General features: G+C 71.5%; 16 protein-coding genes. 6 read left to right on the top strand and 10 right to left on the bottom strand.

Translation table 11 applies throughout. The features are described from left to right. Nucleotides 1-67: 67 nt before the first annotated feature. On the bottom strand, nucleotides 68-937 hold the full coding sequence (gene panB, locus ACFXJ5_RS16670) for a 3-methyl-2-oxobutanoate hydroxymethyltransferase (RefSeq protein WP_384631117.1): 870 nt from the start codon (nucleotides 935-937) through the stop codon (nucleotides 68-70). 180 nt (nucleotides 938-1,117) lie between these two features. On the opposite strand from panB, the gene ACFXJ5_RS16675 reads away from it, so the two are divergent. The 4 genes from ACFXJ5_RS16675 (at nucleotide 1,118) to ACFXJ5_RS16690 (ending at nucleotide 5,836) form a co-directional block, all read left to right on the top strand. Next, the gene (locus tag ACFXJ5_RS16675) at nucleotides 1,118-2,719 is read left to right on the top strand and encodes an MFS transporter (protein WP_384631118.1); all 1,602 of its coding nucleotides are present in this window, start codon (nucleotides 1,118-1,120) and stop codon (nucleotides 2,717-2,719) included. Further along, nucleotides 2,716-3,354 carry a TetR/AcrR family transcriptional regulator C-terminal ligand-binding domain-containing protein gene (locus tag ACFXJ5_RS16680; protein ID WP_384631119.1) on the top strand — a complete coding sequence of 213 codons (639 nt, stop codon included), beginning with the start codon at nucleotides 2,716-2,718 and terminating at the stop codon, nucleotides 3,352-3,354. The genes ACFXJ5_RS16675 and ACFXJ5_RS16680 overlap by 4 nt, the downstream gene beginning before the upstream one ends. 249 nt (nucleotides 3,355-3,603) lie before the next feature. Further along, nucleotides 3,604-4,524, top strand: a complete 921-nt coding sequence (locus ACFXJ5_RS16685) for an endonuclease/exonuclease/phosphatase family protein (RefSeq protein WP_384631261.1) — start codon at nucleotides 3,604-3,606, stop codon at nucleotides 4,522-4,524. Nucleotides 4,525-4,627: 103 nt separating this feature from the next. After that, a complete protein-coding gene (locus tag ACFXJ5_RS16690; protein WP_384631120.1) occupies nucleotides 4,628-5,836 on the top strand; it encodes an MFS transporter in 1,209 nt (402 codons plus the stop codon). A gap of 236 nt (nucleotides 5,837-6,072) precedes the next feature. Here the strand turns inward: ACFXJ5_RS16690 and ACFXJ5_RS16695 are convergent, their stop codons facing one another. Both ACFXJ5_RS16695 and ACFXJ5_RS16700 read right to left on the bottom strand, forming a co-directional pair. Further along, nucleotides 6,073-7,827 carry an NAD+ synthase gene (locus tag ACFXJ5_RS16695; RefSeq protein ID WP_384631121.1) on the bottom strand — a complete coding sequence of 585 codons (1,755 nt, stop codon included), beginning with the start codon at nucleotides 7,825-7,827 and terminating at the stop codon, nucleotides 6,073-6,075. Nucleotides 7,828-7,844: 17 nt separating this feature from the next. Then, complete coding sequence (locus ACFXJ5_RS16700; RefSeq protein WP_384631122.1) at nucleotides 7,845-9,359, bottom strand: multicopper oxidase family protein; 1,515 nt, start codon at nucleotides 9,357-9,359, stop codon at nucleotides 7,845-7,847. A gap of 272 nt (nucleotides 9,360-9,631) precedes the next feature. Between ACFXJ5_RS16700 and glnA the strand changes: the two genes are divergently transcribed. Beyond that, nucleotides 9,632-10,993 carry a type I glutamate--ammonia ligase gene (gene glnA, locus ACFXJ5_RS16705; RefSeq protein ID WP_384631123.1) on the top strand — a complete coding sequence of 454 codons (1,362 nt, stop codon included), beginning with the start codon at nucleotides 9,632-9,634 and terminating at the stop codon, nucleotides 10,991-10,993. Nucleotides 10,994-11,064: 71 nt separating this feature from the next. Here the strand turns inward: glnA and ACFXJ5_RS16710 are convergent, their stop codons facing one another. Genes ACFXJ5_RS16710 through ACFXJ5_RS16725 form a run of 4 tightly spaced genes read right to left on the bottom strand, consistent with a single transcriptional unit; the run spans nucleotide 11,065 to nucleotide 14,603 of the window. After that, entirely contained in the window at nucleotides 11,065-11,385 is a 321-nt protein-coding gene (locus tag ACFXJ5_RS16710; RefSeq protein ID WP_384631124.1) for a 4a-hydroxytetrahydrobiopterin dehydratase, read from the bottom strand. A gap of 41 nt (nucleotides 11,386-11,426) precedes the next feature. After that, entirely contained in the window at nucleotides 11,427-12,455 is a 1,029-nt protein-coding gene (locus ACFXJ5_RS16715; protein WP_384631125.1) for a TolB family protein, read from the bottom strand. Then, nucleotides 12,452-13,720, bottom strand: a complete 1,269-nt coding sequence (locus ACFXJ5_RS16720; protein ID WP_384631126.1) for an MFS transporter — start codon at nucleotides 13,718-13,720, stop codon at nucleotides 12,452-12,454. The genes ACFXJ5_RS16715 and ACFXJ5_RS16720 overlap by 4 nt, the downstream gene beginning before the upstream one ends. A gap of 1 nt (nucleotide 13,721) precedes the next feature. Continuing rightward, nucleotides 13,722-14,603, bottom strand: a complete 882-nt coding sequence (locus ACFXJ5_RS16725) for an alkaline phosphatase family protein (RefSeq protein WP_384631127.1) — start codon at nucleotides 14,601-14,603, stop codon at nucleotides 13,722-13,724. A 242-nt stretch (nucleotides 14,604-14,845) separates the two neighbouring features. Here ACFXJ5_RS16725 and ACFXJ5_RS16730 point away from each other — a divergent pair, with 242 nt between their 5' ends. Further along, nucleotides 14,846-17,821: a bifunctional [glutamine synthetase] adenylyltransferase/[glutamine synthetase]-adenylyl-L-tyrosine phosphorylase gene (locus ACFXJ5_RS16730; protein WP_384631128.1), complete on the top strand. Its 2,976-nt coding sequence runs from the start codon at nucleotides 14,846-14,848 to the stop codon at nucleotides 17,819-17,821. 30 nt (nucleotides 17,822-17,851) lie between these two features. Here ACFXJ5_RS16730 and ACFXJ5_RS16735 read toward each other — a convergent pair whose 3' ends face one another. From ACFXJ5_RS16735 to ACFXJ5_RS16745, 3 genes are read right to left on the bottom strand one after another with little or no spacing between them, the layout of a single operon-like run. Beyond that, nucleotides 17,852-18,691 carry a phosphatase PAP2 family protein gene (locus ACFXJ5_RS16735; RefSeq protein ID WP_384631129.1) on the bottom strand — a complete coding sequence of 280 codons (840 nt, stop codon included), beginning with the start codon at nucleotides 18,689-18,691 and terminating at the stop codon, nucleotides 17,852-17,854. A 36-nt stretch (nucleotides 18,692-18,727) separates the two neighbouring features. Further along, nucleotides 18,728-19,828, bottom strand: a complete 1,101-nt coding sequence (locus ACFXJ5_RS16740; RefSeq protein ID WP_384631130.1) for a LacI family DNA-binding transcriptional regulator — start codon at nucleotides 19,826-19,828, stop codon at nucleotides 18,728-18,730. 25 nt (nucleotides 19,829-19,853) lie between these two features. Further along, the gene (locus ACFXJ5_RS16745) at nucleotides 19,854-21,524 is read right to left on the bottom strand and encodes a glycoside hydrolase family 13 protein (protein ID WP_384631131.1); all 1,671 of its coding nucleotides are present in this window, start codon (nucleotides 21,522-21,524) and stop codon (nucleotides 19,854-19,856) included. Between the last annotated feature and the right edge of the window lie 301 nt (nucleotides 21,525-21,825).

Here is a 21,825-nt window from a genome sequence, read left to right on the forward strand (position 1 = left end):
TCAACGTGGCCGGAAAAAAGTTGCGTGCCCGGCAATCCGCGGACCGCCGGGCACCGAACACCACCTGTCAGTGGAAGCTGTGCTCCTCCGCCGGGTACGCCCCGCCGATCACGTCCTCCGCGAAGGCCTGGGCGGCCCCGCCCAGCACCTCGCGCAGCTGGGCGTACTGCTTGACGAAGCGCGGCAGGCGGCCGCCGGTCATGCCTGCCATGTCCGTCCAGACCAGGACCTGGGCGTCGCAGTTCGCGCCCGCGCCGATGCCGACGGTCGGGATGTGCAGGGAGGTGGTGACCTCGGCGGCCAGCTCGGCCGGGACCAGTTCCAGGACGACGGAGAAGGCGCCCGCGTCCTGCACGGCCTTGGCGTCGCGCAGCAGCTGGTGGGCCGCCTCGTCGCCGCGCCCCTGGACCGGGTAGCCGCCGAAGGCGTTGACCGACTGCGGGGTGAGGCCGATATGCGCCATGACCGGGATGCCGGCCTGGACGAGCAGCTCGATCTGGTGGGCGGAGCGCTCGCCGCCCTCCAGCTTGACCGCGCCGACCCCGGCGTCCTTGACCAGCCGGGTGGCGCTGCGCAGCGCCTGCGTCGGGCTCTCCTGGTAGGAGCCGAAGGGCAGGTCGCCGATGACCATGGCGCGGCTGGTGCCGCGCACGACGGCCGCCGACAGCATCGTCATCTCGTCCATGGTGACCGGGACGGTGCTTTCGTAGCCGAGGTGACAGTTGCCCATCGAGTCCCCGACCAGCAGCACGGGGATACCGGCCTCGTCGAAGACGGAGGCGGTCATGGCGTCGTAGGCGGTGAGCATGGGCCACTTCTCGCCGCGCTCCTTGGCGGCGGCGATGTCCCGCACGGTGATGCGGCGGGTGCCCTTTCCTCCGTACAGCGCCTTGCTGCTGTCGGCGGGCTTTTGGGCAGCCGAAACGGGATGCGTCATTGCAACGGCTCCTTCGTCATCTCGAGGCGCCCTGACGGCGTCCCCGGACCACATCCATGCTGACACGCGCGGCTCCGGCCGCAAAGGGGACGGTCACGTGATCCACGAGACGTCCCGAGTTTGCCGAGCCTTTACGATACGAGACGGTCCCGTATCGTAAATCGGTCTAGCCTGGAGAACATGTCGTCCCCTGCAACCTCACCGGCCCGAAGCGTTTCCGAGGCGGTCCACAACCGCCGCTGGGCCATCCTCACCGTGCTGCTCTTCAGCCTGCTGGTGGTGGTCCTCGACAACTCGATCCTCAATGTGGCGATGAAGACCATCGCCCAGCCCGCCCCGACCGGCCTGGGTGCCACCCAGAGCCAGCTGGAGTGGGCGATCAACTCCTACACGCTGGTCTTCGCGGGACTGCTGTTCACCGCAGGGCTGCTCGGTGACCGGCTCGGCCGCAAGAAGACCCTGCTCCTCGGCATGTTCGTGTTCGGCGCGGGCTCCGCGCTCTCCGCGATGTCCGACTCCTCGGGGCAGCTCATCGTCTTCCGCGCCCTGATGGGCTTCGGCGGCGCCTTCATCATGCCCGCCACCCTCGCGATCATCATGAACGTCTTCGAGCGTGACGAGCAGCCCAGGGCGATCGGCATCTGGGCCGGCGTCGTCGGCCTCGCCATCGCGATAGGCCCCATCACCGGCGGCCTGCTGCTCCAGCACTTCTGGTGGGGCTCGGTCTTCCTGGTCAACGTCCCCATCGTGATCGCCGGCATCATCGCCATGATCCTCATCGTCCCCGACTCCCGGGACCCACGGCCCGGCCGCCTCGACCCGGTCGGCGTCCTGCTGTCCATCGTCGGCCTGGTCCTGCTGGTCTTCGGCATCATCAAGGGCGGCCAGCTCGGCGACTTCTCCGCCCCCGAGGCCTGGGGCGCCATACTCGGCGGACTCGTCGTCCTCGCGGCCTTCGTGCTGTACGAGAAGCGCAGCGACCACCCCGCGCTGGACGTCACGTACTTCCGCAACCGGCAGTTCTCCGCCTCCGTGGCCGCCATAGGCCTGGTCTTCTTCGCCCTCATGGGCGTGACCTTCTTCGTGGTCTTCTACACCCAGAGCGTGCGCGGCTACAGCGCCCTGCAGTCCGGCCTGCTGCTGCTCCCGCTCGCCGCCGCGCAGATGGTCTTCGCGCCACGTGCCCGGCTGGCGGTCGACCGCTTCGGCCCGCGCGCGGTGTGCGCGGCGGGCATGCTCGTGACGGCCCTCGCGTTCTTCGGTTTCCTGCTGCTGGACGCGAACAGCCCGATCTGGATCCTCGAGGTGCTGTTCGCCCTTATGGGTGTCGCGATGGCGCACGTCATGCCGCCCGCGACCGTGATGATCATGTCCTCGCTGCCGCGTGAGAAGGCCGGTTCCGGATCGGCCGTCAACAACACCTTCCGGCAGGTCGGCGGGGCCATCGGGGTCGCGGTGCTGGGCTCGGTGATGTCGACCATCTACCGCAACGGCATCAACAGTCACCTCAGCGTTCTGCCCGCCCCCGCCCGGCACGCCGCCGGTGAGTCCATCGAGGCCACCCTCGCCGTCGCCGGAAAGCTCGGGCCCGCCGGGCGGTCCCTGGTCGGCCCGGCCAACGACGCCTTCATCCACGCCATGCACATCACGGCCGTCTGCTCCGCCTCGGTGGCCCTGATCGGCGCGGTCGTCGTCCTGGTCTTCCTGCCCCGCAAGGAGGCCGTCGCCGGCGCGTCCGGCGGCGGTGAGCGCGAGGGCGAGCCGGTGGGGGCCGGCCGATGACCGCGCCAGGAGGTGTGGACGGCGGCACCAAACCGGTCGAGGCCGCCGTCGCGCAGCGTCGCGGGCGGCCGCGCAGCGTCGCCGTCGACACGGCGGTCGTCGAGACCGTGCTGCACCTCCTGGAGGAGGGCGCCACCATCGGTGACCTCTCGATAGAGCGGATCGCGCGCTGCGCGGGCGTCGGCAAGGCCACCCTCTACCGGCGGTGGTCGGGCAAGGACGAGCTGATGCTCGACGTCCTGCGCTCCATCGACGAGGATCCGCCGGCCCTGGAGGGCGTATCGGTCCGCGACGACATGGTCGTCCTCGTCGACACCATCAGGCGGCGCGGCCTCGCCAAGCGCACCTCCGCCGTCCTGCGCCAGATCATGGCGGCCCTCCAGAGTCGGCCCGAGCTGTGGGACCACTACCACCGCACCGTCATCGAGGCCCGCCGCGACCAGATGTACGAAGTGCTGAGCCGGGGCGTCCGCACCGGCGAACTGCGCGACGACATCGACCTGGAGACCCTCGGGGACCTCTTCTCCGGGCCGATGCTGGCCCGTTCGATGTTGCGGCCCGGGACCACGCTGGAAGAGGGACTGTCGGAACGTATGGTCGACGCGCTCCTCGAAGGGGTACGCAAATCGGCCTGAATGTAGCCGTTGTGTCACAGATGCGCGGTGTGGCGAGTCCCACGGGAACCCGCCGCACCGCGCGCCCCGTCCTCCAAGTGTCGATCCCCTATGGTCGACACTGCACTTGGCAAGACAGTGAGGACTCCCCCCATGACCCAGGCGTACGATTCGGACGTTTCCACCGACGGCGGCCCCGGGGCGCGCGGCACGGCGGACGCGTCCCGGCGCGGCGGACCCGGTGGGCGGTTCGGCTGGCGCAGAGAGGGCATGTGGCGGCGCGGCGTCGTCACCGCCGCCTGCGCCGTGGTGCTGGCGCTGCTGCTGCTCCTCCACTCCGATGTGCCCAACCGCATCGGCAATCTGGGCAGCCTTCTCGAGACCTTCCTGCCCTGGCTGGGCCTGGCGATCCCGGTGTTGCTGGTCATCGGCCTGCTGCGCCGCTCGGCGACCGCGCTCATCGCCGTACTGCTGCCGCTCGCCGTGTGGGTCAACCTCTTCGGCGGCCTGGTCAGCGACAAGTCGGCGGCCGGCGGCAATCTGACCGTCCTGACGCACAACGTCAACGCGGAGAATCCTGACCCGGCGGGGACCGCCAAGGACGTCATCTCGGGCGGCGCGGACGTCGTCGCGCTGGAGGAGCTGCCGGACACTCAGGTCTCCACGTACGTCGCGCAGCTGAAGAGCGCGTACCCCTACCACGCCGTCAAGGGCACGGTCGGGCTGTGGAGCAAGTACCCCATCAGCGGCGTCAGGGCCGTGGACATCCGGCTCGGCTGGACCCGCGCCATGCGCGCCGCCGTCGCCACGCCGCACGGGAGTGTCGCGGTCTACGTCGCCCATCTGCCCTCCGTACGGGTCAACTTCAGCCTCGGCTTCACCGCGAACGGGCGGGACCGCAGCGCCGACGCGCTCGGTGAGGCCATCGCGCAGGAGAAGCTGCACGACGTCATCCTGCTCGGCGACCTCAACGGCACCATGAACGACCGGGCGCTGGCCTCCATCACCTCGCAGATGCGCTCCACGCAGGGCGTCGCGGGCGACGGCTTCGGCTTCAGCTGGCCGGCGGACTTCCCGATGGCCCGGATCGACCAGATCATGGTCAAGGGCATCCAGCCGACCAAGTCGTGGGTGCTTCCGGCGACGGGCAGCGATCACCGGCCGGTGGCGGCCCGGGTGCAGATCGGTTAGCACGGTCGCAACCTGGCGTTTTCCGTGCGGGAAGATTTGTCTGAGAGACTTTGTTCCAAGACTGAACATACTCTCGCTCCTCCGCACCGCTGGAAGGTCTCTCATGCCCCTGGCCCTGCTGGCCCTGGCCATCTCGGCATTCGGCATCGGCACAACGGAGTTCGTGATGATGGGCCTGCTGCCCAACGTCGCCGACGATCTCCACACCTCGATCCCCACCGCCGGCTACCTCGTGTCCGCCTACGCCCTCGGCGTCGTCATCGGCGCCCCGCTGCTGGCCGCGCTCACGACCCGCATGCCGCGCAAGACCGTGCTGATCTCCCTCATGGGGCTCTTCACCGTCGGCAACGCCCTGTCCGCCCTCGCGCCCGGCTTCGGCTGGCTCTTCGCCGGGCGCGTACTGTCCGGGCTGCCACACGGCGCCTTCTTCGGCGTCGGCGCGGTCGTCGCCGCCGGCATGGTCGAGCCCGCCCGCCGGGCCCGCGCGGTCTCCCTGATGATCGCCGGGCTCACCGTCGCCAACATCGTCGGTGTCCCCGTCGCCACCCTCATGGGCCAGCACCTCGGCTGGCGCGCCACCTTCCTCGCGGTCGGGGTCATCGGGCTCGCCGCCATCGCCAGCATCGCCCTGCTCGTGCCCCAGCTCCCGGCCGCGCCCGGCGCCGGGCTCCGGGGCGAGCTCGCCGCCTTCCGCAGCGCGCAGGTCTGGCTGGCCCTGGGCACGACGGTCTTCGGCTTCGCCGCGGTCTTCGCGGTCTACAGCTACATCACGCCGCTGCTCACGGACGTCGCCGGCTTCGGCGACAGCAGCGTCACGCTGGTGCTCGCGCTGTTCGGCGTCGGCGCCACCATCGGCAACCTGCTGGGCGGCCGCCTCGCCGACCGGGCCCTGCGCCCCTCGCTCATCGGTGGCCTCGGCGCGATGGCGGTCGTCCTGGCGCTCTTCACGGTCACCGCACACGCGAAGTGGAGCGCGGCCCTCACGGTCGTCCTGCTCGGCATCGCCGCGTTCGCGGCCGGCTCCCCGATGATGGTCATGGTCATGGAGAAGGCCCGCCACGCGCCCAGCCTCGCCTCCTCCGCCAACCAGGCCGCCTTCAACCTCGCCAACGCCGGCGGTGCCTGGCTCGGCGGCCTCGTCATCGCCCACGGCTTCGGCTACACCGCCCCCGCCGTCCTCGGCTCCGCCCTCGCCCTCAGCGGCCTCGCCATCGCCACCACGGCGGGCCTCCTGGAGCGGCGCACGCCGGAGGCGTCCCGCGTCGTTGCGGGCGGTGCCGGCGCGCCTGCGGCGCAGGCCGAGCGGGTCTAGCGCGCGCTACTCCCAACGGGTTGGGGGTAGGCCGCCCGCCTGAGGCGGAGCGGGCTGGCCCAACCGCCCGCAGCCCGGCGACGGCGCGCACCACGACGGTGGGTGGCCGGGGCGGTTGGGCGGCGTGCGCCGGGTGGCCGGGTTGTGCCAGCCCGTTCCGCCTTGCGGAACGTTCTCCCACAACCCGGTGCGCCGGGGGGCGCGGCACCGTACCCCCGGCGAGGCGGAGCGCAGCGCTACGCGTGCTCGCGCCAGCGGTTGGTGATGGGGAGGCGGCGGTCCTTGCCGAAGCCCTTGGCGGAGATCTTGGTGCCCGGAGGGTATTGGCGCCGCTTGTACTCGGCGGTGTCCACCATGCGCAGGGTGCGGGCGACAAGTTCGGCGTCGAAGCCGGCGGCGACGATGGCGTCGCGGCCCTGGTCCTGGTCGACGTAGAGCGCGAGGACGCGGTCGAGGATGTCGTAGTCGGGCAGGGAGTCGGTGTCGACCTGGCCGGGGCGGAGCTCGGCGCTGGGCGGCTTGGCGATGGAGTTCTCGGGGATGGGCGGGGTCTGGCCGCGCTCTTCCGCGGCGGCGTTGCGCCAGCGCGCCAGCCGGAAGATCAGGGTCTTGTAGACGTCCTTGATCGGCCCGTACGCGCCCACCGAGTCGCCGTAGAGCGTCGAGTAGCCCACCGCCAGCTCGCTCTTGTTGCCGGGGGCGAGCACGATGTGGCCCTCCTGGTTGGAGATGGCCATCAGGGTCGTGCCGCGCAGCCGGGACTGCAGGTTCTCCTCGGCCAGCCCGGTCAGCTGGAGCGCGCCCATGTACGCGTCGAACATGGGCCCGATCGGTACGGTCCGGAGGTTGAGCCCGGTGCGCCGGGCCAGCTCGGCCGCGTCGCCCCTGGAGTGCTCGGAGGAGTAACGCGAGGGCATCGAGACGCCGTAGACGTTCGCCGCGCCGACCGCGTCGCACGCGATGGCGGCGACCAGCGCGGAATCGATTCCTCCCGAGAGCCCGATGAGCACCGAGCGGAAGCCGTTCTTGGCGACGTAGGCCCGCAGGCCCACCACCAGTGCGGTGTAGACCTCCTCGTCGTCGGCGAGGCGGGGCGCGTGACCGCCGCGCACCTCCACCTCGTACGGCGGAAGGGGCTCGGCGGTCAGGACGACGTGCTCGATCTCCAGGCCGTCCTCGGCGACACCGCTCGGCGGCTCGGGGGCGGCCGCCGGCAGGTCGAGGTCGACGAGGACGCAGCCCTCCTCGAACTGCGGGGCGCGGGCGATGACTTCGCCGTCCTCGGAGACGACGATGGAGTCACCGTCGAAGACCAGCTCGTCCTGACCGCCCGTCATGGCGAGGTACGCGAGGCTGCAGCCGGCCTCCTGGGCGCGCTTGCGCACCAGCTCGAGGCGGGTGTCGTCCTTGGCGACCTCGTACGGGGACGCGTTGATGGACAGCAGCAGCCCGGCCCCGGCGGTACGGGTGGCCGGCACGCGCCCGCCGTCCTGCCAGAGGTCCTCGCAGATCGCCAGGGCGACATCGACACCCCGGACCCGCACCACCGGGAGGGTGTCGCCGGGCACGAAGTAGCGGAACTCGTCGAAGACGCCGTAGTTCGGCAGGTGGTGCTTGGCGAAGCGCAGCACCACGCGGCCGCCGTGCAGCACGGCCCCCGCGTTGCGCGGGGAACCGGCCGGCTGGCCGTAGCGGGGCTGGGCCTTGTCGCTGCGGTCGAGGTAGCCGACGACCACCGGCAGCTCGCCGAAGCCCTCGGCCGCCAGACGGGCGGCGAGCGCGTCCAGGGCGGCCCTGCTGGCCTCGACGAAGGAGGACCGCAGGGCGAGGTCCTCGACGGGATAGCCGGTCAGCACCATCTCGGGGAAGGCCACCAGGTGGGCCCCCTGCTCGGCGGCGTGCCGGGTCCAGCGCACGATCGACTCGGCGTTCCCGGCGATGTCGCCGACGGTGGAATCGATCTGATTCAGGGCGAGGCGAAGTTGAGGCACGACGCCCAGTGTAATCGTCAGTCCGACGCATAGCCCAGCACGGTCATCATGCCCGCCTCCTGGTGGTAGATGTTGTGGCAGTGCAGCATCCACAGCCCGGGATTGTCGGCGTCCAGGTCCACCGTCAGCTTCCGCCCGGGCAGGATGATCGCGGTGTCCTTCCGGGCTCCTCCGCCGGGCTGCGAGAACGTGTGCCCGTGCAGATGCATCGGATGCCACATCCCGGTGTGGTTGGCGAACGCGAGCCGTACCCGCTCGCCCTCCCGCACCGCGTGCGGGGTGCTGTGGTGGTGGTTGTACGGCTGCCGGTTGAAGGCCCAGTCGTGCCGCCGCATGCCGCCGGTCAGCGTCAGCCGGATCGTACGGTCCGGCCGGCGGTCCGTCTGCCGCGCGCCGTCGGCCGCCCGCATCAGATCCGCGGTGACCAGCGCCCCGTCCAGCTCCGCCGGGCGGGTGCCGGCCGCCGGTACGGCCCCGGTCGGCGAGGTGCGCAGCACGGCCAGCGCGGTCGGGCCCTTGCCCTCGGCCAGGGAGGCCAGGGGGAAGACGCCGTCGCCGGCGGTGACCAGGACGTCGTAACGCTCGCCCATGCCGATCAGCAGTGCGTCGGTGTCGGCCGGCTGCACGGGTTCGCCGTCGGTGTGCGTCACCGTCATGCGGTGGCCGCCGAGCGCGACCCGGAAGGCCGTGTCGCTGCCGGCGTTGATGAAGCGGATCCGGATCCGGTCGCCGGGCTTCGCCGCGAAGACCGAAGGGTCGTCCGCCGTGCGGCCGTTGACCAGGTACATCGGGTAGTCCACATGGCCGACCTCGCCCCGGCCGAGCAGGAAGCTGCGCGCGCTCGGGCCCAGCATCCTGCTGGGATGGGTGGCCGGGCCGCCCATCATCTCGGCCATGACCGCGTCCGGGGTGCTGCCGTCCACCCCGTCGAGCCAGTCGTCGAGCACGACCGTCCACTCCCTGTCGTACGACAGCGGCTCCCTCGGGTCCTCCACGATGAGCGGCGCGTACAGCCCCCGGTCCACCTGCACCCCGGTGTGCGGATGGAACCAGTACGTCCCCGGCCGGTCCACCACGAAGCGGTACGCGAACTCGCCGCCCGGCGCGATCGGCGCCTGGGTCAGGTCCGGCACGCCGTCCATGTCGTTGCGGATGGACATCCCGTGCCAGTGGGCGGAGGTCGTGTCGGGCAGGTGGTTGACCACGGACGCCGCGAGCGTGTCGCCGGCGGTCAGCCGGATCTCGGTGCCGGGCAGGTCGCCCCCGTACGTCCACGTCCGCACGGTCCGGCCGCCGCCGAGCTCCACCGGTCCCTCCACCGCCGTCAGCCGCACCTCCCGGACGGTGCCGTTCGTCGTTCGCAGGCGTTCGACGGCCGCGACCTCGGGCCCGTTCGGGCTGACGAAGCCGCCGGGGGAGCCCCCGGGGTCCGGCGCCGCGTTGTCGCTGCGGTCCTGGGCGGTGCGTGTACAGGCGGCCAGTGCGGCCGCCCCGGTGAGGGCGAGCGCGGCTCGCCGGGTGTGCATGGCCATGGGGACAGCTCACAGCCACAGCCCGGCGAGCGCAGTGCAGGTTGCGCCGGACCGGGCCCGATTCACCGGAACGGCCCACATCCGGTGGTCGGACCAGGGCCGCCCTGTCGGAGAAGCCGTTCGCGATCCTTACGGCCACCTGGTCACCCGTCCGGCGGAGTGGGTGCGTAATGTGGAGGAAACCACAGGGGGCGATACTGGCATGCCCCCCGGAATGCCGCCGAATGCCCTGGCTGTGGTGCACAGGCCGTATGACCTGCAAGGATGTAGCTATGGACAAGCAGCAGGAGTTCGTTCTTCGTACGCTGGAGGAGCGGGACATCCGCTTCGTGCGGCTGTGGTTCACCGACGTGCTCGGCTATCTGAAGTCGGTGGCGGTGGCGCCCGCGGAGCTGGAGCAGGCGTTCGACGAGGGGATCGGCTTCGACGGGTCGGCGATCGAGGGCTTCGCGCGCGTCTACGAGTCGGACATGATCGCGAAGCCGGATCCGAGCACCTTCCAGATCCTGCCCTGGCGCGCCGAGGCCCCCGGCACCGCGCGGATGTTCTGCGACATCCTCATGCCGGACGGCTCGCCGTCCTTCGCGGACCCGCGCTACGTGCTCAAGCGCGCGCTGGCCAAGACCTCCGACCTCGGCTTCACCTTCTACACCCACCCCGAGATCGAGTTCTTCCTGCTCAAGGACAAGCCGACGGACGGCACGCGCCCCACGCCCGCCGACACCTCCGGCTACTTCGACCACACCCCGCACAACATCGGCCAGGACTTCCGGCGCCAGGCGATCACCATGCTGGAGTCGATGGGCATCTCGGTGGAGTTCTCCCACCACGAGGGCGCCCCCGGCCAGCAGGAGATCGACCTGCGGTACGCGGACGCGCTGTCCACCGCCGACAACATCATGACCTTCCGCCTGGTCATGAAGCAGGTCGCGCTGGAGCAGGGCGTCGAGGCCACCTTCATGCCCAAGCCGTTCAGCGAGCACCCCGGCTCCGGCATGCACACGCACCTCTCGCTCTTCGAGGGCGACCGCAACGCCTTCTACGAGTCCGGCTCGGAGTTCCAGCTCAGCAAGGTCGGCCGCTCCTTCATCGCGGGCCTGCTGAGGCACGCCGGCGAGATCTCCGCCGTCACCAACCAGTGGGTCAACTCCTACAAGCGCATCTGGGGCGGCTCCCAGCGCACCGCCGGCGCCGGCGGCGAAGCCCCCTCGTACATCTGCTGGGGCCACAACAACCGCTCCGCCCTCGTCCGCGTCCCCATGTACAAGCCCGGCAAGACCGGTTCCACCCGCGTCGAGGTCCGCTCCATCGACACCGGAGCCAACCCCTACCTCGCCTACGCCGTCCTGGTCGCCGCCGGCCTCAAGGGCATCGAAGAAGGCTACGAGCTCCCCCCGGGCGCCGACGACGACGTCTGGGCGCTCACCGACGCCGAGCGCCGCGCCCTCGGCATCGAGCCGCTGCCGCAGAACCTCGGCGAGGCGATCACCCTCATGGAGCGCAGCGAACTCGTCGCGGAGACGCTCGGCGAGCACGTCTTCGACTTCTTCCTCCGCAACAAGAAGCAGGAGTGGGAGGAGTACCGCTCCGAGGTCACCGCCTTCGAGCTCCGGAAGAACCTCCCGGTGCTGTAGGGACGTCAGGACCCGGTGATCGCCGGACGGGCGCGTTGGGCGCGCCTGTCCGGCGATCGCGTGTTCAGCGGTCAGGCGTGGGCGCGGGTGTGGGAGCCGATGACGGTGTCCAGCCGGCGGGCCAGCTCCGTGTCGAGGGCGGTGATGCCGCCCGCGGAGTGCGTGGTCAGCGTGAAGTGCAGCTTGTTGTAGCGCACGTCGACGTCCGGGTGGTGGTTGAGCTTCTCGGCCTCGATCGCGACGTCGTTGAGGATGCGAATGGCCGAGGGGAAGTCCCGGGCCTTGACGTCACGGCGCAGGGTGACTCCCTCCTGGCGCCACTCCGGTAGGTCCTCCAGGGCTTCTTCGATCTCGGATTCGTCGAGCAGGTCCAGGGGGTCCAGTTCGGGCATGTCGCACACACCTGCCTTCGCTTCCGTTTCCGCTGTCCCTTTCAGCCTACGTATGCGGGCGCCAGAGCGGCGGTCATGAGCCGCCGGGCGGTGCCCGTGCCGTCGGCGGGCACGGTCCACAGGTCGGCGCCGTAGTCGCCGGCGAGGGCGTAGACGACGGTGCGGCCGTCGGGCTGCCAGACGACCTGGTCGTCGACGCTGCGGGTCTCGGCGAGCGGGGTCTCGCGCATCGTGCGCAGGTCGAGTACGTAGAGCCGCCAGGGCGCGTCGGGGGAGCGGCCCGGGACGCGCTTTTTGAAGACGAGGCGGTCGCCGCCGGGGGAGAGGGACGGGCATTCGACGTTCGTACGGAGGGTGCGCACCGTGTGGGTGGCGGTGTCGCCGCGTACGAGGTAGGTGCTGCCGCCGGTGGCGAGGGTCGCGTAGAAGTGGGTGTCGTCGGCGAAGGTGACGCCCCAGAAGTTGGTGTCGGAGGCGTGGTAGGTGCGGCCCTGCTTGAGGATGCGGAAGCTTTCGAGGTTGGGCTGGAGGCGCCAGGTGCGGGTGTCGAGGACGGACGTGCGGGTGGAGAAGTTCGTGCCCGCGTACGAATCGCCGCTGACGAAGACGGTCCAGGCCACCATGCGGCCGTCCGGGGAGACCCGGGCCCGGGTCGGGATGCCGGCGAGGGCGTAGTGGCGCAGCTCGCGCAGGCGCGCGTCGAGCACCACGGCCCGGTAGGTGTCCTGGACGGCGCCGCGGACCGCCTGGAGGCAGATGCCGGTGCCGCCGGCGGCGTAGAAGCGCAGGCACTTCACGCCGGAGGCGGTGCGCCTGCCGTCGGGGGTGGTGGCGGGGACGGTCGCCAGTTCGTCGCGGTGGGGGCCCCAGGCCATGTTGCGGAAGACGAGCTTCCGTTCACCGGAGCCGGGCGTCAGGGCCACCGTTCCGGCTGCGACGTCCGGACCGCCGGCCTGCGGGCGGTCCTTGCGGGCGGCCCGGTCGGCGGCGTGCAGCACGGAGGCGGTGGCGACGGCGGCCAGTAGGGCGAGCGCGGTGAGCAGGATGAGCACGCGGTTACGGGTCGTCATGCGGTGGCCTCCGGTCGCAGCCCTGCGGCGGTGGCCGCGCAGACCGCCAGTGCCACGGCGGCCGTGATCAGCGCCGTACGGTCGCCCCAGGCCGTCCAGGCGGCGCCGAAGGCGATCGACGCGGCGAAGCGGGCCGCCGCCTGGCCGGTCTGGACGATGGCCAGCCCGCTCGCCCGCAGCTCGGCAGGCACCGCCCCGGAGGCGGCGGCCATGAGGACGCCGTCGGTGGCCGCGTAGAAGGCACCGTGCAGGACGAGGACGGAGTACACGGGCCCGTGCGCGAGCAGCAGCCCGTACGCGGCGAGCAGCGCGAGGTGCCCGCCCAGGAACACCCGCCACCGCCCGAGCCGGTCGGCCAGCCGGCCCAGCGGCACCGCGAGGACCAGGAAGGTGGCCGCCGTGCCGAGCGGGAGCAGCGCGAACCAGCGGTCCGGGACGCCCAGCCGGTGCTGGAGCAGCAGATAGACGAAGGCGTCGCTCACCGTGGCCAGCCCCAGCAGCAGCGCGCACGTGGTCAGCCGCCGCACGTCCCGGCGGCGCAGCAGCGCGAGGGCGGCTCGCAGCGACGGCACCGGGGCGGCAGCCGCGTCCCCCTCCACGGAAGGGGCAGAGGGCGTGCGGGCCCGGCCCGGCACGAACAGCAGCAGCACCAGAACCCCGACCGCCGCGACGCAGAAACTCACGGTGAACACGGCGTCGTAGCCGTCCGCCGCCTGCCGCAGGATGAGGAAGGCGGCGAGGGGACCGAGCAGCGCGCCGGTGGTGTCCATGGCGCGGTGGACGCCGAAGGCGCGGCCCCGGGCCTCGGGAGCCGTCGACAGCGAGATCAGGGCGTCGCGCGGGGCGGTGCGCAGGCCCTTGCCGGTCCGGTCGGCGGCGAGGACGGCGCCGATCAGCGGAAGGCTGTGGACCGCCAGAAGTGCGGGCTTGCACAGGGCCGAGAGGCCGTACCCGACGGCGGCCACGGTCTTGTGACGGCCGCCGCCCCGGTCGGCGAGGTGGCCGCCGACCAGCCGGACGAGCGCGCTGAAACCGTTGTAGACGCCGTCGAGGAGGCCGAAGCCGAGCGGGGTCAGGCCGAGGCCGGTGACGAGGTAGAGCGGCAGGACGGCGGTGACCATCTCCGAGGAGACGTCGGTGATGAGACTGACCGTGCCCAGCGCGAGGACGGTCGGGGCTATGGCAGCGGCACGGGACCGAGGCCCGGAGCGGTTGGCGCTCCGGGCCTCGGCCTCTGGGGTGCCGCGGCTGTCCGCGACATACACCTCAGGAAGCCCAGATGCCGGTGATGTCGGAGGCGGAAGCCGAGTTGCCGGCGTGCGCGGAGAGGCCGGCCATGTCCTCCAGCGTCCGCAGCAGGTTGTAGTGGTTGTACGTCGTCGAGGACGACGAGCCCGCCGTGACCGACTGCCCGTAGAAGACGGTCGGGATCTTGTTGCCGGACAGCCGGTTGTCCTCGTCGAAGGTCACGACGAGCAGGCTGTTGTGGGCCTTGGCCCAGGTCGCGTACGCGCTCAGGTTGTTCTGCAGCCAGGTGTCACCGGTGGCGACCGAGCAGTCGTGCATGTCGCTGCAGAGGTTCGGCACGACGAAGGAGACCTTGGGCAGCGTCGTGTAGTCCGTGGGGAACTGCGCGAAGGTGTGGGCGCTGGAGGTCGGCACATTGCTGAAGCCGAACCAGGGGTCGTGCTTCTGCGCGTAGTTGCCGCTGCTGCAGGTGGTCGAACCGGCGCTGGGCAGCGACTCGTTGTAGCTGCCCCAGGTCTGGCCGGCGGCTATCAGTTCGGAGCCGAGGTTGGCGGCGGAGCTGAAGCCGGGCGTGTAGCAGCTGTCGTCGGTGATGCCCTGGGTCGCGCCGGAGAACAGCGCGAAGTAGTTGGGCTGGCTGGGGTGGGTCTCGGCGTAGGAGGCGGTGAGGTTGGCGCCGCCGGTCTTCAGGGAGTTGATGTAGGGGGCGCTGGAGCTGCCGATGACCTGGCTGTACGCATGGTTCTCGAAGACCACCACGACCGTGTGGTCGGGGGTGGGCACGCTGCTCGCCGAGGGCGCCATCCGGGGGCCGCTGAGACCGGCCCAGAGGCCGATCGCCAGGCCGACCAGGAGGAGGGCGGTGCTGAGAGCGGTGAAGGTGCGTTGTCGGCCGGTCACGGCTGACCTCCGTTGAGTGTGGGGGGAACGGAAACGCGCAGGGTCAAGGCTAGGAGCAGGCTGTGAGCGCCGGAAGCTCACACAGGTAAAGCTCTGGGGAACGCTCAGGTGCGTACGGGGAACCGTGTGCCACAGGCCGCGTGCTGTGGGCTGACCCCGGCCGGGTGGCAGAGGTTAGGCTCTGCACGGGCGGTTCAGGGACGATCGGCCCAGCTCGGAGGCGGAGAGGCGGTGGGGTCGGCGTGCCGGAAGGGCGACGGGACAGCAGGTTCGGACGGCTGCTGCGACACGGCTTCACGGACGCGGCGACAGCGGAACGGCTGCTGAACACCCCGGAGCTGACGTCCGTACGCAGCGATTCGGTGCTCCTGGACGCCCTGGGCGCGACCGCCGACCCCGACGAGGCGCTGCTCGGCCTCGTACGGCTGGTGGAGGCCCTGGACCCGGGGGAGCGGCGGACCTTCCTGGACACCCTCACCTCCGCCAAGCCGCTGCGCGACCGGCTGCTCGGGGTGCTGGGCGCCTCGGCGGCCCTCGCGGACCATCTGGCGCGGCACCCCCGCGACTGGCACGCCCTGGTGACGTACGAGTCGGCGGACCTGCATCCCGGAGTCGAGGACTTCGAACGGGTGCTCGGGGACGCGGCGGATCCGGACGCGCTGCGGGCCGCGTACCGCCGCTGCATGCTGGGCATCGCGGCACGGGATGTGTGCGGGACCAGCGACCTGGTGTGGACGGCGGCGGAACTGGCCGACCTGGCCACGGCGACCCTGCGGACGGCGCTGGCCATAGCGGCGTCGGAGGCTCCGCACGACGCGGCGGTGTGCCGGCTGGCCGTGATCGGCATGGGCAAGTGCGGCGGCCACGAGCTCAACTACATCTCGGACGTCGACGTCATCTTCGTCGCCGAACCCGCGGAACCCGGCAGCGACGTCTCGGAGAACGCCGCCCTGCAGGCCGCCACCCGGCTCGCCTCGCGGATGATGCGGATCTGCTCGGACACCACCGCCGAGGGCAGCATCTGGCAGGTCGACGCCAATCTGCGGCCCGAGGGCAAGAACGGCCCGCTGGTACGGACGCTCAGCAGCCACCTCGCCTACTACCGGCGGTGGGCGAAGACCTGGGAGTTCCAGGCCCTCCTCAAGGCCCGGCCGGTGGCCGGCGACCGGGCGCTCGGCAAGGAGTACGTGGAGGCGCTGGCGCCGATGGTCTGGCAGGCCGCCGAGCGTGAGCACTTCGTACAGGACGTCCAGCAGATGCGTCGCCGGGTGGTGGACAACATCCCGGCCGCGCGTGTCGAGCGCGAGCTGAAGCTCGGCCCGGGCGGCCTGCGTGACGTCGAATTCGCCGTGCAGCTGCTGCAGTTGGTGCACGGCAGGACCGACACCTCGCTGCGCAGCGGCACCACGCTGACCGCGCTGGGCCGGCTCGCCGAGGGCGGCTACGTCGGCCGGGCGGACGCGGCGGCGCTGGACGCGGCGTACCGCTTCCTGCGGTCCATGGAGCACCACATCCAGCTGCACAAGCTGCGCCGTACGCACCTGGTGCCCGACGACCCCGCCGATCTGCGGCGGCTCGGCCGCTCGCTGGGCTTCCGCGGCGACCCGGTCACCGAGCTGCGGAGGGAGTGGCGGCGGCACGCGGTCGAGGTGCGGCGGCTGCACGAGAAGCTCTTCTACCGGCCGCTGCTGGACGCCGTCGCCCAGCTCGCGCCCGGCGAGGCGGGGCTCTCGGCGGCCGCGGCCAAGCAGCGGCTGGAGGCCCTGGGGTACGCCGACCCGGCCGCCGCCCTGCGGCACCTGGAGGCACTGGCCTCCGGCGTGAGCCGCAAGGCGGCCATCCAGCGCACCCTGCTGCCGGTCCTGTTGGGCTGGTTCGCCGACTCCGCCGACCCGGACGCCGGGCTGCTCGGCTTCCGCAGGGTGTCGGACGCGCTGGGGCGTACGCCCTGGTACCTGCGGCTGCTCCGGGACGAGGGCGCGGCGGCGGAGAACCTCGCCCGGGTCCTCTCCTCCGGCCGGCTCGCCCCCGACCTGCTGATGCGTGCCCCCGAGGCGGTCGCCCTGCTCGCCGACGACGAGGGCCTGCGCCCGCGTGGCCGCGCTGCCCTCGACCAGGAGGTGCTGGCCGCCGTCCACCGGGCCATCACCCCCGAGCAGGCGGTCGCGGCGGTACGAGGGGTGCGGCGGCGGGAGCTGTTCCGTACCGCGGCCGCCGACCTGATCGGCGTGCACCGCGACTACGCCGACGCCGACGCGATCGGCGCCGCCCTGACCGACATCAACGCCGCCGCCATCACCGGCGCCCTGCAGGCCGCCGTCAACGCGGTCGAGGCGGAGAGCGGCGAGTCGCTGCCCACCCGGATCGCCGTCATCGGGATGGGCCGCTTCGGCGGGCACGAGCTGGGCTACGGCTCCGACGCGGACGTGCTCTTCGTGCACCACCCGTACGAGGGGGTGGACGAGGAGAAGGCCTCGCGGGCCGCCCTGAAGGTCGTCAACGAGCTGCGGCGGCTGCTGCAGATCCCGACCGCCGACCCGCCGCTGCTGGTGGACGCCGACCTGCGGCCCGAGGGCAAGAGCGGGCCGCTGGTCCGGACGCTGGCCTCGTACGAGGCGTACTACCGGCGGTGGTCACTGGTCTGGGAACGGCACGCGCTGCTCCGCGCCGAGCCGATCGCCGGGGACGAGGAGCTGGCGGCGCGCTTCCTGAAGCTGATCCAGCCGCTGCGGTATCCGAGCGGCGGCCTCACCGAGGAGGAGGTGCGCGACATCCGCCGCCTCAAGGCCCGCATGGAGGCGGAACGCCTGCCGCGCGGCGCTGACCCGACGACCCACGCCAAGCTCGGGCGGGGCGGCCTCAGTGATGTCGAGTGGACGGTGCAGCTGCTGCAGTTGCAGCACGCCGACCGCGAGCCGGGCCTGCGCACGACCCGTACCCGGGCCGCGCTCGCCGCCGCGCGGGCGGCCGGGCTGCTGGACGCGGAGGACGCCGACGTCCTCGACACCGCCTGGGTGCTGGCCACCCGGGTCCGCAACGCCGTGATGCTGGTCCGGGGCCGGCCCGGCGACACCTTCCCCTCCGGCGGGCGTGAGCTCGCGGCGGTCGGGCGCTATCTGGGCTACGAGCCCGGGCACGTCGGCGAGATGCTCGACGACTACCGCCGGGTCACCCGGCGCGCCCGGGGCGTCGTGGACACGCGCTTCTACGGGGCGTGAAGGGGCGTAAAGCGGCCTGACGGAAGGCCTTCAGCCCCCGGCGGGCACCGGCACGCGGCTCGGGAGGCGGTAGGCGAAGCCGCCGTACACCGCCCAGGAGACGGCGAAGCCGACACTCAGGCAGAGGCCGCCGCCGAAGGCGTCCAGCCAGAAGTGGTTGGCGGTGGAGATGATGACGAGCAGGGTGACGACCGGGTAGAGCAGGCCGAGCACCTTGGCCCAGAGGGGCCGGGCGAGCATCGCGATGGTGATGCCGCACCACAGGGACCAGCCGATGTGCATGGACGGCATGGCCGCGTACTGGTTGGAGACATGCGCCAGGTCGCCGGAGGCCATGGAGCCCCACGTGTGGTGGACCTTGACCGTGTCGATGAAGCCGCCGTCCATGAGGCGGGGCGGGGCGAGCGGGAAGCAGTAGTAGCCGACCAGGGCGATGCCGGTGGTGACGAAGAGGACGAGCCGGGTGGAGGCGTAACGCCCGGGGTGCTTGCGGAAGAGCCAGACCAGGACGCTCAGGGTGACGATGAAGTGCAGGGTCGCGTAGTAGTAGTTCATCCCGACAATCAGCCAGGGCACCGAGTTCGCGGCGTGGTTGACGCCGTGCTCGACCGCGAGGTTGAGCGAGCGCTCGAAGTTCCAGACCTGGTCGGCGTGGCGCAGCGCCGCGTCCTTCTGCTCGGGCACGGCGTTGCGCACCAGCGAGTAGAGCCAGTAGCTGACCGCGATCAGCAGGATCTCGAACCACAGACGGGGTCGCCGGGGTGCCCTGAACCATTGCATGAGCGTGCGGGTGCCCTCCGTACGGCCCTCGTACTCGGACCGGCGCACTGGCGTCCGGTCTCTTACGATCTTCGTCGTCGTTTCCCCCATGGGGCGATAGTCTGCCATGCACCCGGCGGGCCCAGATCAACCCCCGGTGGGATTGCGTGCATCCCTTGTACGTCTGGCCGATACCTGCTGGACGGGCAGCGCCATGGCCTGCGCGGACTGTCCGCCGGGCCCGGAAGCGGTGGAGCCGCGGACCACCAGCTCGGGCAGGAAGACGAACTCGCTGTGCGGGGCCGGGGTGCCGCCGATCTCCTCCAGCAGGGCCCGGACGGCCGCCTGGCCCATCGCGGTGACCGGCTGGCGGATGGTGGTCAGCGGCGGATCGGTGAAGGCGATGAGCGGTGAGTCGTCGAAGCCGACGACCGAAACATCACCCGGTACGGTGAGGCCGTGCTGCCGGGCCGCCCGGATCGCGCCGAGAGCCATCATGTCGGAGGCGGTGACTATCGCCGTGCAGCCCGCGTCCAGCAGGGCCGAGGCGGCGGCCTGGCCGCCTTCGAGGGTGAAGAGCGAGTGCTGGATGAGCTGTTCGGCCTCTGCGGGCGGCAGACCGAGGACGTCCTCCATGGAACGTACGAAGCCCTGGATCTTACGCAGCACCGGGACGTAGCGCTTCGGGCCGACCGCGAGCCCGATCCGCTCGTGGCCGAGCGCCGCCAGATGGGTGACGGCGAGCCGCATCGCGCCCCGGTCGTCGGGGGAGATGAAGGGGGCCTTGACCTTGTCGGTGAAGCCGTTGATGAGGGCGAAGGGCACGCCCTGGCCGTGCAGTCGCTCGTAGCGCTCCATGTCGGCGGTGGAGTCGGCGTGCAGACCGGAGACGAAGATGATGCCGGCGACCCCGCGCTCGACGAGCATCTCGACGAGCTCGTCCTCGGTCGAGCCGCCCGGGGTCTGGGTGGCGAGCACCGGCGTGTAGCCCTGCCGGGTCAGTGCCTGGCCGATGACCTGCGCGAACGCGGGGAAGATCGGGTTCTCCAGCTCGGGCGTGATCAGGCCGACCAGACCTTCGCTGCGCTGCCGCAGCCGGACCGGCCGCTCGTAGCCGAGCAGGTCGAGCGCGGTCAGCACGGACTGGCGGGTGGCGGCGGACACTCCGGGCTTGCCGTTGAGCACACGGCTGACCGTCGCCTCGCTGACCCCCGCCTGTGCTGCGATGTCGGCAAGCCTGGCGGTCACAGGACTGGACCTTACCGGTCGCATCTCAGACCGCCCACCAAACACAGGAATCCGCCGGAACCCGGGCCATTTCGCCCTCAACGGTCACCGGCTCCGAGGCGAGCACCGGACGCCCCGGGACGGGCAGTTCGACCGCGTGGCCGAGCAGGTTGACCGTGCAGACGAAGCCCGGCCGGGCGAAGGACAGCACACCCTCCGGGCTGTCCAGCCAGCTCAGCGAGCCGTCGCCGAGGCCCGGCAGCTCCCGGCGCAGCCGCAGCGCGGCCCGGTACAGCTCCAGCGTGGACGCCGGGTCGCCGGTCTCCGCCTCGACCGAGAGGTCCTTCCACTCCGGCGGCTGCGGCAGCCAGCTGTCGCCCGGGCCGAAGCCGTACGGAGGCCGGTCCCCGGACCACGGCAGCGGCACCCGGCAGCCGTCGCGCAGGCCCTCCTGGCCGTTGTCGCGGAAGAAGGACGGGTCCTGGCGCACCTCGTCCGGCAGGTCGGTGACCTCGGGCAGTCCGAGTTCCTCGCCCTGGTAGAGGTACGTGGAGCCGGGCAGCGCCAGCATCAGCAGGGCCGCCGCCCGGGCCCGGCGCAGGCCGCGTTCGCCGCCGCCGTAGCGGGTCGGGTGGCGTACGACGTCGTGGTTGGACAGCACCCAGGTGGCGGGGGCGCCGACCGGGGCCATGGCCCTGAGGGTCTCGTCGATGACCGCGCGCAGCCCGGCGGCGTCCCAGCCGGCCATGACGTACTCGAAGTTGAAGGCCTGGTGCAGCTCGTCGGGGCGCAGGTAGCGGGCGCTGCGCTCCAGGGTGGGGGTCCAGGCCTCGGCGACGGCGATCCTCCCCCAGCCTCCGGCCGGGGGGACCCCCACGCCGGGGTACTCGTCGAGGATCCGCCGCCAGTCGCGGTAGATCTCGTGGACGCCGTCCTGGTCGAAGAACGGCAGCTCCTGGGTGTTGAGCAGGCCCATCTCCTCGTTGCGGCCGATGTCGGGCAGGCCGGCGGCCTTGACCAGGCCGTGGGCGACGTCGATGCGGAAGCCGTCGATGCCGAGGTCGAGCCAGAAGCGCAGGATGGAGCGGAACTCGTCGCGGACGGCGGGGTGCTCCCAGTTGAAGTCGGGCTGCTCGGGGGCGAAGAGGTGCAGGTACCACTCCTCCTGCTCGCCGTCCGGGCCGGTCACGCGGGTCCAGGCGGGGCCGCCGAAGAGCGAGTTCCAGTCGTTGGGTGGGAGTTCGCCGTGCGCGCCCTTGCCGGGGCGGAAGTGGAAGCGCTCGCGCAGCGGCGAGCCGGGGCCCTCGCGGAGTGCCTGCTTGAACCATTCGTGCTGGTCGGAGCAGTGGTTGGGGACCAGGTCCACGATCACCCGCAGGCCCAGCGCGTGGGCGTCGCGCACCAGGTCGTCGGCGTCCGTCAGGGTGCCGAACATCGGGTCGACGGCGCGGTAGTCGGCCACGTCGTAGCCGCCGTCGGCCTGGGGGGAGGCGTAGAACGGGGTCAGCCAGACGGCGTCGACGCCGAGGCCCTTCAGGTAGGGCAACCGGGCCCGGGCACCCGGCAGATCGCCGATGCCGTCGCCATTGCCATCGGCGAAGGAGCGCACGTACACCTGGTAGATGACAGCGCTCCGCCACCACCCGGCGCCGCCGGTACCCTCGCCGGGTCGGCCGGCCGGGCGGTCGTGGACGTCGGGGGCGAGCTCCTGGGTCATAGGGGTCCCTCGTGAGTCGGGCCTGGCGGAAGCAGTCCGTGAGCGAGTGAAGCAATGCGTTTCAGGAATTTGCGGAAGGATACGCAATAGCTTGCAGCAGGGGGAGCGTGCCACGTCAAGTCTTCCGACGGCAACCGTGAGGACACGCGGATGTAACGATCAGAAGATCTTGCAAGTCTTTGCAGCAAGGTCTTTCATCGGCCTTGCATCCCTGTTACTTTCACCGACAGCCCGACGGCCGCAAAGGCGCAGTCGGCAGGGGGGAAGCGTCATCGCATCCCTGACCATCACGGGCTTTCAC

Source organism: Streptomyces sp. NPDC059373 (genome assembly GCF_042751495.1).
GTDB lineage: Bacteria > Actinomycetota > Actinomycetes > Streptomycetales > Streptomycetaceae > Actinacidiphila.